Raw genomic sequence first — 12,948 nt, 5'->3', positions numbered from 1 at the left:
ACATGTCACTCCTTGGCCCGCACCGAGGCCAGGGTCGGCGCCCCTTTGCCGGTGGGGACCACGTTGGCCTGGCGCAACGCGGCGAATACCTCATCGCGGCTGCCGAACATCTGTACAGCGCCTTCGCGCAGTACCAGAACCTTGTCCACCATGCTCAGCACGGTGGGGCGGTGGGAGATCAGCACCAGGGTCTTGCCGCGTTGCTTGAGGTCGAGCAGCGCTTGCAGCAGCGCCGCTTCGCCGACGTCGTCGAGGCTGGCGTTGGGCTCGTCGAGGACGATCAGCGAGGGCTCGCCATAGAGTGCGCGGGCCAGACCGATGCGCTGCTTCTGCCCACCAGACAACGAGCCACCGTCGGCGCTCAGGTGGGTGTCGTAGCCTTGCGGCAGGTGCAGGATCATCTCGTGCACGCCGGCCTGCCTGGCGGCCAGGATCACTGCCTCGCTGTCGATTGCGCCGAAGCGCGCGATGTTCTCGGCGACGCTGCCCTCGAACAGTTCGACGTCCTGCGGCAGGTAGCCGAGCCAGGGACCCAGTTCGGCTTTGTTCCATCGATAGATATCGGCGCCGTCCAGGCGCACCTTGCCGCCTTGCGCTTGCCAGACACCGACCAGCAGGCGCGCCAGGGTAGATTTGCCCGATGCCGAGGGTCCGATGATGCCCAGGGCCTCGCCGGGCGCCAGATTGAAGCTGACGCCGCGCAGGATCGGCGTGGGCGAGCCCGGTGCGCTGGCGAAGGCGTTCTCCACGTGGAGCATGCCCAGCGGCTTGGGTAGCGGCATGGAGGGCTTGTGTGCAGGAAAGTCGGTCAGCAGCCCGGACAACCGGGCCCAGGCAGCGCGGCTGGAGAGCAGCTGCTTCCAGGCCGAGATCACCTGCTCCACTGGCGCCAGGGCACGACCGGAGAGGATCGAGCAGGCGATCATCATGCCTGGGGTGATCGTGCCCTGGATTGCCAGCAGGGCGCCGGCGCCCAGGATCAGCGACTGCAGGGTGACGCGCACGAAACGACTGGCCCCGGCGATGTAGGCCGCGCGGTCTGAGGCCAGGGTTTGCAGCTCAAGAATTTTCAGGTGGTTGCCGAACCAGCGCTGACGAATCGCCGGCAGCATGCCCATGGCTTCGATCACTTCGGCATTGCGCAGGTTGTTGTTGGCGAAACTGCCGGATACCAGCGAGGCCTGATTGGCCTCGGCCAGCGGCTTGCGGGTGCTGACTTCGGTCAGCCAGGCCAGGCTCACCAGCAGTAACGAGCCAATCAGGGTAATCAGGCCGAGCAGTGGGTGTACCAGGTAGATCACCAACAGGAAGATCGGGGTCCAGGGGGCGTCGAAGAAGGCGAACAGGCCGTTACCGGTGAGAAACTGGCGAACCTGCGAGAGATCCTGCAGCGCCTGTGCGGGGTTGCCGCCGGCGCGGCGCAGGTTGCGCTCGAAGGCGGCGCCGAAGATGCGCTTGTTGAGCATCATGTCGAGACGGTTGCCGACGCGGATCAGCACGCTTGAGCGCACCACCTCCAACAGCGCCATCAGTACATACAGACCGATCACCAGCACGGTGAGCATCAGCAGGGTGGTGATGTTGCTGCTGACCAGTGCGCGATCATAGACCTGCAGCATATAAACAGCCGGGGTCAGCATCAGCAGGTTGATCACCCCGCTGAAGGCGGCCAGTGCGTAGAAGGTACGGCGCAGGCGAAACAGCACCTCGGCCAGCTCGGAACGCGGGGACTGCGGGACGTCCATGGGACCCTCCGGCACTGCATGTTCGCTGGGTGTCCTGCTTGGGGTGACGGCATTTCGACGATTGATGCGCAGGACCGTCTAGTTAGAGACATTTTTTTGTCTTCTATGGTGTCGCCATGTAGGTATAGATGGGATTTTCGTCGATGTGCAAGGGATTTGAGTGCCTTATTTTTTTGATGCTTCGTTTTGTTTCATCAAAAAAATCTTTATTCAATAAATGCTTATACAGATGTGTCGTGATTGATGAGGCGACTGACGGTATCTTGACAATCCTATTGGCTAGGACTTAAGTCTAGTCGTGTGATCCAAGCCAAGAAGTCGACACGGCTCTCCTTGGCGAGCTCCTGCAAGGGGGTGATCACCATCGGAATCACGTTTTACCGGACGCCTGAGGCGTCTTTGCCAGGGCATTTCGCCGACCCGCAATTGCACGGGTCTCACACTGCCTGATTTCTGACGCTAGGTTTCGTGCCAGCGTGAGCATAGGGACATACCAAGCACTGATTGCACGCCGATCAGCCCAGCATGTCGGTGTGGCAGCGTTTGGCCTCTATCCCGGGAACGCTCTGACGATTGCGCGATGCGCAACGGACTGGGTGGGCTGCTTCTGTGCCAGGGATTCCTTCGACTTCGCGCATTCAGCCGCTGGGTATCCGAGGTGTAAGGAAATGGCCAATTTCATCAAGTCCGATCTCGAGTTCATCCTGCAGCAGATTTTCATTGCCGAGGCGCATGCTGCCGGGCAGAGCCTGAGTGAATTGCTGCCCAATTCCCAGGTGCCCTGGGGACTGCGTACAGTGGATGGCAGCTACAACAACCTGGTGGAGGGCCGTACCTTCTGGGGCGCCGCCGACCAGGAGTTCCTCCTGTTGCTGGACCAGCAGTTCCGCAATGACCAGGACGGCGACACCTTCGATATGAACGGCGGTGCGCCGGGCGGAGAGGTGACCAATACCGATTACGGCGCCACCGGCAATGTGGCCGATGCCGACCCGCGGATCATCTCCAACCTGATCGTCGACCAGACCATCAGCAATCCGGCGGCGGTGCAGGCTTTCATTGATATCGGGATGGGCATGCTGGCTGACGGTAGCCAGTTGGACCCGGATGGCAACCCCTATCCCGTTGGCACCGTACTGGATCTCGACGGAGTGGCGATCCCTGCCGGCCAATCGTTATTTATCCCCAACACTGCGCCGGACGAAGGGCTTTCGGCCGGCTTCAACACCTGGTTCACCTTCTTCGGCCAGTTTTTCGACCATGGCCTGGACCTCGTCAACAAGGGCAGTAACGGCTTCGTCTTCATTGCGCTGCAGCCGGACGACCCGCTGTACAACCCGGCCACACCGCAGACCAACTTCATGGTGGTTACCCGTGCCAGCGTCGAGGTGGACGCGGACGGTAACCGTGTGCACGTCAACCAGACCACGCCGTTCGTCGACCAGAACCAGACCTACAGCTCGCACGCCTCGCACCAGGTGTTCCTGCGGGCCTATGTGCTGGTGGACGGCCAACCCATGGTCACCGGCAAACTGCTGACCAACCGCGATCTGGGCGGCGACGGTATTTTCGGCACCGAGGACGACGTGGAGCTTGGCGGTATGGCCACCTGGGGCGTGCTCAAGGCGCAGGCTCGTGACGTGCTGGGCATCGAACTGGACGATCAAGATGTCGGCCGGGTGCCGTTGTTGGCCACCGACCAGTACGGCAACTTCATTCCGGGCGCTAACGGCATGCCGCAACTGGTCACCGCCGGCGGCCTGGTCGAGGCCAGCCTGGCTGCGCCCGTGGACGCCTCCCTGGCGCTGAGCACCGGTCATGGTTTCCTCGACGATATCGCCCACTCGGCCAACCCGTTCAACAGCCAGACCGGCGCGCCGCTGGTGGCCGATGCTGATGGCGTGGCGGGGGTCAACGACGGCCTGGCTGGCACCTATGACGACGAGCTGCTCGACGCCCACTTCATGGCCGGTGACGGCCGGGTCAACGAGAACATCGGCCTGACCGCCGTGCACCATGTGTTCCACGCCGAGCACAATCGCCTGGTCGAACATACCAAGGATGTGGCCCTGCAGGCCGCCGCCGATGGCGACATCGCCTTTCTCAACCAGTGGCTGTTGCAGCCGGTCGGCGCGATTCCGGCCGATCTATCGACTCTGGTATGGAACGGCGAACGGTTGTTCCAGGCCGCCAAGTTCGGTACCGAGATGCAGTACCAGCACCTGGTGTTCGAGGAGTTCGCGCGCAAGGTGCAGCCATTGGTGGACGAGTTCCTCATCCCCAACGGTTACGATGCCACCATCAACCCGGCGATCATGGCCGAGTTCGCTCACACCGTGTATCGCTTCGGTCACTCGATGCTGACCGAGACGGTCGATCGCTTCGATCCGAGCTTCCAGAACGACAGTAGCATGGGGCTGATCGAGGCCTTCCTCAACCCGCTGGCCTTCGACGATAACGGCACGCTGTCGCCCGAAGAGGCTGCTGGCGCCATCGTCCGCGGCCTGACCCGGCAACTGGGCAACGAGATCGACGAGTTCGTCACCGGCGCCCTGCGCAGCAACCTGCTCGGCCTGCCGTTGGACCTGGCGGCGATCAATATCGCCCGCGGTCGCGACACTGGCGTGCCGTCGCTGAACGAGGCGCGCGCCGAATTCTTCGCCATGACTGGCGATAGCCAGCTGCGTCCCTACACCAGCTGGCTGGACTTCGCCCTGCACCTGAAACATCCAGAGTCGTTGATCAACTTCATTGCCGCCTATGGCGCACATGCCAGCATCACCGGGGTGACCTCGCTGGCGGCCAAGCGCGCTGCGGCCATGGATATCGTGCTCGGTGGCGGCGCGATCTCCGATGACGCGCGCATGGCCTTCCTCAACGGGCCGGCGGCCAGCACCGGGGTCAATGACATCGACTTCTGGATCGGCGGCCTGGCCGAGCAGATCATGCCCTTCGGCGGCATGCTCGGCTCCAGCTTCAACTTCGTCTTCGAGACGCAGATGGAGGCGCTGCAGAACGGTGACCGCTTCTACTACCTGGCGCGCCTGGATGGCCTCAACTTCCTCACCGAGATGGAGGACAACTCCTTCGCCAAGCTGGTGATGCGCCATACCGATGCGGTGCACCTGCCGGCGGATATCTTCTCCAGGCCGGGGCTGATCCTCGAAGTGAATCAGTCAGCGCAGTTCAACGACGGGCTCGGTAGCGCCGATCCGGTTGGCGACAACCCGCTGATCCCACTGGTTATCCGCGATAACCCGGAGACGCCGGAGGTCGAAACCAACTACCTGCGTTACACCGGCGACGAGCACGTTGTGCTCGGCGGCACCGCAGGCGACGACGTGATGATCGGCAGCATCGGCGACGACACCCTGTGGGGCGACGGCGGCAACGACCGCCTGGAAGGCGGCGACGGCAACGACGTGATCGAAGGCGGGGCCGGCGACGACATCATCACCGACAAGGGCGGCGACGACGTCATCAAGGGTGGCGACGGCAATGACGTGATCCACGGTGGTAACGGCTTCAACCTCATCCTTGGCGGCCATGGCAACGACTTCATCATCACCGGTGAGGACGTTTCGGAGGTCTTCGCCGGCACTGGCAACGACTTCATCCTCGGCGCCAAGGGCAACCTGCAGACCGCCGGTAACGAGGGTGACGACTGGATCGAGATCGGCACCCAGGACGGCGCCCCCGGCGACAACCTCGAGCCGTTCTCCACCGATACCGTGAACGGCCATGACGTATTTATCGGCGGCCCTGGCTTCGACGAGGTGATAGGCGAGGGCGGCGACGACATCATGATCGGCTCCGAAGGCGCCGATCACTTCGACGGCAACTCCGGCTTCGACTGGGCCGTGTACAAGGACGATCAGGTCGGGGTGAAGGTCGACCTGATCGTCGACGACTTCGTCGAGCCGCCGGTGGCGCCATCCAATGCCGGTATCCTCGACCGCTTCGCCGAGGTGGAAGGCCTGTCCGGCTCGGCCCATGGCGACATCCTGCGCGGCGACAACGCCGATGCTGCGTTGATCGCCCAGGCCGGTGCCCAGGGCAGTCTGCTGACTGCCGAGGGCATCGCCCGCATCACCAACCTGCAGCAGATGCTCACCGAGTTCTTCGGGGCGCCGCAGACCTCCTTCGGCAGCGGTAATATCATCCTCGGCGGTGGCGGCAGCGACGTGCTGGAAGGTCGCGGTGGCGACGACCTGATCGACGGTGATCGCTGGCTCAACGTGCGCATCAGCGTGCGCGAGAACAACGACGGTACGGGCAATGAGATCGCGTCCTTCAACAGCATGAAAGACATGATCACGCTGATGCTCGACGGCGTTTACAACCCTGGGCAACTGGTGATCCAGCGCGAGATCCTCGATAGCGCCGATAGCTTCGACACCGCGCTGTACGGCGGGCCGCGCGAGAACTACACCGTGACCACGCTGGCCGGCATGACCATCGTCACCGACAACGTTGGCGACGAAGGTGCCGACCGCCTGCTCAATATCGAGCGCATCCAGTTCGCCGACAGCGCCTTGGTGCTGGTCGGCGGCCAGTTCGTCGAGGAAGTGGCGGGTACCGAACAGGGCGGCAACTTCTCGCCCACCGGCGCACTGCAGATTCTCGACGTCAATGGAGACCCCGTCGATGCACCGGCCATGGGCCAACTGCTGCGGGTTTCGGCCGCAGGCGTCGGCGATGAGGACAATGGCAATGGCCTGATCAATGGCCGGCCGGTCAGCTATGTCTGGCAGTTCGAGGCGGATCCGGGCTCGGGCATCTTCCAGGATATCGTCGAAGAAGGCGGTGCGCGGCCGTCCACCCAGGATGGCGTCTCCTATCGCGTCAGCCCCAACCTGGACGGTCTGGCGATTCGCGTGATCGCCATTTACCAGGACGATAACGGCGTGCTGGAGCGGGTGGCCTCGGCGGCCACAGACCCGGTAGCGGGCGGTGAGCTGCCGCTGCCGCCGGCTCCGCTGCCGGTGGAAAGTGAGGTGGTCAGCCCCGGCAATGGCCTGCGGATGATCCGCTCTGACCTGCAGTTCATCCTCGACCAGATCATCATCGCCGAGCGCCATGCCGCCGGCGAGGAGCTGATGGACATCATCCCCAACTCGCGCCTGCCCTGGGGCCTGCGCACGGTGGATGGTACGTTCAACAACCTGGTCTCCGGGCAGGAGCACTTCGGTGCGGCAGATCAGCCGTTCCCGACCTCGACCACGCAGGACTTCATCAACGACCCGGATGGCGACACCATCGACTTCAATGGGCCGGGCATCCCGGGCGGTGAGTTCAGCAACGGCAACTATGCCTACGATCCGGCCGATGTGACCAATCCGAACGATCCCACCGCACCCTGGAACGTGGTGGATGCCGATCCGCGGACCATCTCCAACCTGATCGTTGATCAGACCATCACCAATCCGGCAGCGGTACAGGCCTATGTCGATGCCGGCCTGGGCACTCTGGATGTCAACGGTGTGCTGCTGGATCTCAACGGCCAGCCGATCCCGGAAGGTATGCCGCTGTTTATCCCCAACAGCGCGCCGGACGAAGGGCTGTCGGCCGGCTTCAACTCCTGGTTCACTCTGTTCGGCCAGTTCTTCGATCACGGCCTGGACCTGGTCAACAAGGGCGGCAACGGTACGGTGTTCATCCCGCTGCAGCCGGACGACCCGCTCTATGTCGAGGGCGGTTCGGCCAACTTCATGGTGCTGACCCGGGCCACCAACCAGGCGGTGCTGGCCGGTACGGACGGTGTACTCGGCACGTCGGATGACGTACATGTGCATGTCAACCAGACCACGCCCTTCGTCGACCAGAACCAGACCTACACCTCGCATGCCTCGCACCAGGTGTTCCTGCGTGAGTACGCCATGACCGACGAGGGTCCGGTGGCCACCGGGCGCCTGCTCAATGGCGCCGATGGTGGCCTGCCGACCTGGGCCGAGGTCAAGGCTCAGGCGCTCGACATGCTGGGCATCGTGCTGAGCGATGCCGATGTGGTGAATGTGCCGCTGCTGGCTACCGACCAGTACGGCAAGTTCATCCCTGGCCCCAACGGTTATCCGCAGTTCGTCACGGGCGGTGGCCTGGTCTCTGCCGGGCCTGGAGGGGTGGCGGTGCCCAATGATGTGATTCGTACCAATCACGCCTTCCTCGACGATATCGCGCACAACGCCAGTCCCTTCAACAGCCAGAACGGCGCGCTGAAGACCGCCGACGGTGATGCTGAAGTGGGGTTGACCCTCGGCGATGGGCAGACCAGCGGCAACACCTATGATGATGAGCTGCTCGATGCCCACTTCATCACCGGCGACGGCCGCGGCAACGAGAATATCGGCCTGACCGCCATCCACCATGTGTTCCACGCCGAGCATAACCGCGTGGTGGCGCATACCAAGGACGTGGTGCTGGCCTCCAACGATATCGACTTCATCAACCAGTGGTTGCTGGAGCCGGTCGATAGCCTGCCGGGCAGCCCGGATGGGTTGGTGTGGAATGGCGAGCGACTGTTCCAGGCCGCGCGTTTCGCCACCGAGATGCAGTATCAGCACCTGGTGTTCGAGGAGTTCGCGCGCAAGGTGCAGCCGCAGGTGGACGTGTTCTTCAACGCCACCCAGGTGTACGACAGCACGTTGAATCCGGCAATCATGGCCGAGTTCGCCCACGTGGTGTACCGCTTCGGCCACTCGATGCTGACCGAGACGGTGGATCGCTTCGATCCGAACTTCGTCTCCAGCGAGCTGGGGCTGATCGAGGCCTTCCTCAATCCACTGATGTTCAATCAGTTGCGCAATCCGCTCAGTGATCCGAACAATCCGGATTTCGATCCGAACGCTCCTGAGTACATCACCGTCTCGGCGGAAGAGGCCGCCGGCGCCCTGGCGCGCGGCATGACCCGGCAGTTGGGCAACGAGATCGACGAGTTCGTCACCGAGGCCCTGCGCAACAACCTGCTCGGCCTGCCGCTGGACCTGGCCACCATCAACCTGGCACGCGGTCGCGAGACCGGGGTGCCGTCGCTCAACGCGGCGCGTCAGGAGTTCTACAACATGACCGGCGATAGCCAGCTCAAGCCGTACACCAGCTGGATCGATTTCGCCATGAACCTTAAGCACCAGACCTCGCTGGTCAACTTCATCGCTGCCTACGGTACGCATGCCGCCCTGCAGGCAGTCGATGTCGATACTCTGGCCGAGAAACGCGCGGTGGCCTTCGCCTTGGTATTCGGCGGCACGGCACTGATCGATGACGGTACGCCAGAGGGCCGGTTGTTCGATGCGGACGCCGAAGGCGTCGACCGCATGGCCTTCCTCAATGGCCCGGCGGCAACCACCGGGGTCAACGCGATCGACTTCTGGATCGGTGGCCTGGCCGAGAAGATCATGCCCTTCGGCGGTATGCTCGGCTCCAGCTTCAACTTCGTCTTCGAGACGCAGATGGAGGCGCTGCAGGATGCCGACCGCTTCTACTACCTGGAACGGCTCGCTGGCCTGAACATGCTCACCGAGATGGAGAACAACTTCTTCTCGCGCATGGTCATGGCCAACACCGATGCCACCCACCTGCCGGGGGATATCTTCTCCACACCGGGCTTTATCCTCGAGGTGAACCAGGCTCAGCAGTACACCGGCCTGGGCGTCGACGGCCGCGCCGATCCGGATAGCGGCGACCCGCTGCTACCGGAAGTGATTCGCGGGCCGAACTTCCTGCAGTACAACGGCGACGAGCACGTGGTGCTCGGCGGCACGGACGGCAATGACACCCTGATCGGCAGCATCGGCGACGACACCCTGTGGGGCGACGCTGGCAATGATCGTCTGGAGGGTGGCTTCGGCAACGACTTGCACATGGGTGGAGCTGGCGACGACATCATTACCGACATGGGCGGTGACGACATCATCCGCGCCGGCGAAGGCAATGATGTGATCCACACGGGCAATGGCTTCGACCTGGTGATGGCCGGCCATGGCAAGGACTTCGTCATCTCCGGCGAGGACGGTACGGAAATCTTCGGTGGACCGGGCGACGACTTCATCCTTGGCACCCGCGGCAACGAGGCGCAGTTCGGTAACGAAGGCAACGACTGGCTGGAGCTGGGCGGCCCCGACGGCAACGGCGGTGACAACTTCAGCGAGTTCGGCCTGGACGACGTGATCGGCCACGACGTGTTCATCGGCGAGTTCGGCATCATCGACCGCATGGACGGCGAGGGTGGCGACGACATCATGTTCGGCAACGGCGGCGAGGGCGACCGCTACGTCGGCGGCTCCGGCTTCGACTGGGCGGGCTTCCGCGACGATCCGTTCGGGGTCAACGTGGACTTCCGTCTGCGCGCCTTCGACGAAACGCCGGTGGCACCGTCCGATGTATCGGTGCTGGCGCGCTTCGAGTTCATGGAAGGGCTGTCGGGCTCGCAGCATGCCGACATTCTCAACGGCGACGACCGTGACGCCACGGCCATTGCGCTGTCCGGCGCCTACGGCAGCGTGCTCAGTGACGACTACATGGACATGGTCGACGGCTTGCGGGCGTTCATCAACGAACTGGCCGATCCGCTGACCAGCCTCGGCGAGGTCACCTCCTTCGGTGCGGGCAATATCATCTTCGGCGGCAACGGCAGCGACCTGATCGCCGGTAACGGCGGCGACGACCTGATCGACGGTGACATGTGGCTCAACGTGCGCATCAGCGTGCGTGAGAACAATGATGGTAGCGGCGCAGAGATCGCCAGCTTCAACAGCATGGTGCCGATGATCCCGCTGATGCTCAACGGTACCTACAACCCGGGACAACTGGTCATCGTCCGCGAGCTGATGTCCGGCACGGTCGACCCGGACGACCTCGGGCAGTCCTTCGATACGGCGGTCTACTCGGGGCTGATGTCCGAGTATGAAGTGCTCGAGTGGGGCGATGGCCTGTTCGGTGTACGCCACGTTGGTCTGGATGGTTTGGACAACGACGGCGACGGCCTCCTCGATGTAGTCGGTGCCGATGGTGCGGACATGATCCGCAATATCGAGCGCATCCAGTTCAACGACCAGGTCATGGTGCTGGTCGAAGGACGCAACGCCGAGGTGGAAGGCGCGCTGCGCATCAGCGACGGCTCGCCCAGCGTCGGCCAGGTGCTCAGCGTATCGGCCGGGCTGGTGCGCGACGCCGACAACATCGGCGTCGGTAATCCGAACGGCGCCATCACCGGGCCGATCAGCTATTACTGGCAGGTGGATGCCGAGGGTGACGGCACCTTCGAAGATATCGTGACGGAAAACATCGGTGGCGAGGCTGCCCGTGCAACCGGCCCGAACTTCACCGTGACGCCTGAGTTCGAGGGGTTGGCCCTACGCGTCAAGGCGATCTACAAGGACGCTCACGGCGTGCTGGAAACCGTGCTCTCGGCACCGACCAGTTTGGTCGTGCAAGGTGGCGATCCGAACGATCTGCCGGTGGGCAGCGTGCTGCTGAGCAGCATGACGCCGACGCTGGGGCAACCGTTGACGGCGATCAATGCCTTTACCGATGCCGACGGGCTCGCCAGCGTGCAGTTCTCCTACCAATGGCAGGCCGGCGCGGGCGGCAACTTCGTCAATATCGCCGGCGCCACCGGCTCGAGCTTTACCCCGACCGTGGCCCAGGCCGGGCAGCAGATCCGGGTGATGGTCCGCTACACCGATAACGGCAACACCCTGGAGTCGCTGACTTCGGCGGCGACAGCGGTGTTGGCTGGAATCATGGTCATGACGACGTTCGGCGGAACCCTGGTGGGTACTTCGGGTAGTGAAATGATGCAGGGTAGCGATGGGGACGACACCCTCAACGGCATGGGCGGGGACGATACGCTGGAGGGTGGTGCTGGCAACGACCGCCTCAATGGTGGCACTGGTGCCGACACCATGATGGGGGGGGCTGGTGGCGATATCTACTGGGTCGATCATGTAGACGACAGGGTGACCGAGCATGCAGGTGAGGGCACCGACCAGGCGAGGACGACGCTCAGCAGCTACACGCTGGGGGCGAACGTAGAGAACCTGTGGTACTACGGCACGGAGTCCTTTACCGGTTCTGGTAATGGCCTGGACAACATTATGGTCAGCGGGGGGAGCAGTGATCGACTCAATGGTCGTGAGGGGGCTGATCGGATGGTGGGCGGTGCAAGTGACGACATCTACTGGGTCGACCATGTAGGCGACCGGGTGATCGAGCAGGTAGGCGAGGGCACCGACCAGGTGAGGACGACGCTCAGCAGCTACACACTGGGGGCGAACGTAGAGAACCTTTGGTACTACGGGACGGAGTCGTTCACGGGCACAGGTAATGCACTGGACAACATTCTTCAGGGAAGTACCGGCAATGATCGGCTCAATGGTCGTGAGGGTGCCGACCGGATGGTTGGCGGGGCTGGTGACGACATCTACTGGGTCGATCATGTAGGTGACCGAGTGATCGAGCAGGTAGGTGAGGGCACCGACCAGGTGAGGACGATGCTCAGCAGCTACACGCTGGGGGCGAATGTGGAGAACCTGTGGTACTACGGCACGGAGTCGTTCACGGGCACGGGTAATGCACTGGACAACATTCTTCAGGGAAGTACCGGCAATGATCGGCTCAATGGTCGTGAGGGTTCCGACCGGACGGTTGGCGGGGCTGGTGACGACATCTACTGGGTCGATCATGTAGGCGACCAAGTGATCGAGCAGGTAGGTGAGGGTACCGACCAGGTGAGGACGACGCTCAGCAGCTATACGTTGGACGCGAATGTGGAGAACCTGTGGTACTACGGCACGGAGTCATTCACGGGCATGGGTAATGCACTGGACAACATTCTTCAGGGAAGTACCGGCAATGATCACCTGAATGGAGGTGTTGGCAATGACAGGCTTATTGGTGGTGCTGGCAACGACATCTTCGCGTTCGGACCGAACTTCGGCAACGACACCCTCATCGGCTTCGATGCCAATCCGGCTGGTGGTCAGGATCTGCTGAACATCGCGGCCTTCGGCCTCACGCTGGATACCTTCGACAGCCGGGTTGCCATTGGTGATGCTGGAAACGACACGGTCGTGACCATCAATGGCGTCGATGGCGGCACCATCACCCTGGTCGGAGTCGTCAATCACACCACAGTGACCGTGGCGGACTTCCAGTTGAGTTGATTCGGAAAGCCTGGTGCCTGGCTCTGTCCAGGCACCATGGCGAC

General features: G+C 62.9%; 2 protein-coding genes. One reads left to right on the top strand and one right to left on the bottom strand.

Features of this window, described 5'->3' with window-relative positions; all coding sequences use genetic code 11:
* Positions 1-5: 5 nt before the first annotated feature.
* On the bottom strand, positions 6-1,745 hold the full coding sequence (locus INS93_RS20350) for a type I secretion system permease/ATPase (protein ID WP_192985254.1): 1,740 nt from the start codon (positions 1,743-1,745) through the stop codon (positions 6-8).
* 668 nt (positions 1,746-2,413) lie between these two features.
* On the opposite strand from INS93_RS20350, the gene INS93_RS20345 reads away from it, so the two are divergent.
* Positions 2,414-12,904: a peroxidase family protein gene (locus INS93_RS20345; RefSeq protein ID WP_192985252.1), complete on the top strand. Its 10,491-nt coding sequence runs from the start codon at positions 2,414-2,416 to the stop codon at positions 12,902-12,904.
* Positions 12,905-12,948 lie beyond the last annotated feature (44 nt).

The sequence above is a fragment of the Pseudomonas sp. EggHat1 genome, assembly GCF_014892995.1.
GTDB classification, from domain to species: domain Bacteria; phylum Pseudomonadota; class Gammaproteobacteria; order Pseudomonadales; family Pseudomonadaceae; genus Aquipseudomonas; species Aquipseudomonas chaetocerotis.
This window is presented reverse-complemented; position numbering and strand designations above follow the sequence as displayed.

Excerpts from the sequence above, each read along its gene's own strand:
- INS93_RS20350 (WP_192985254.1), bottom strand. The coding sequence starts at position 1,745 with ATGGACGTCCCGCAGTCCCCGCGTTCCGAGCTGGCCGAGGTGCTGTTT.
- INS93_RS20345 (WP_192985252.1), top strand. The coding sequence starts at position 2,414 with ATGGCCAATTTCATCAAGTCCGATCTCGAGTTCATCCTGCAGCAGATT.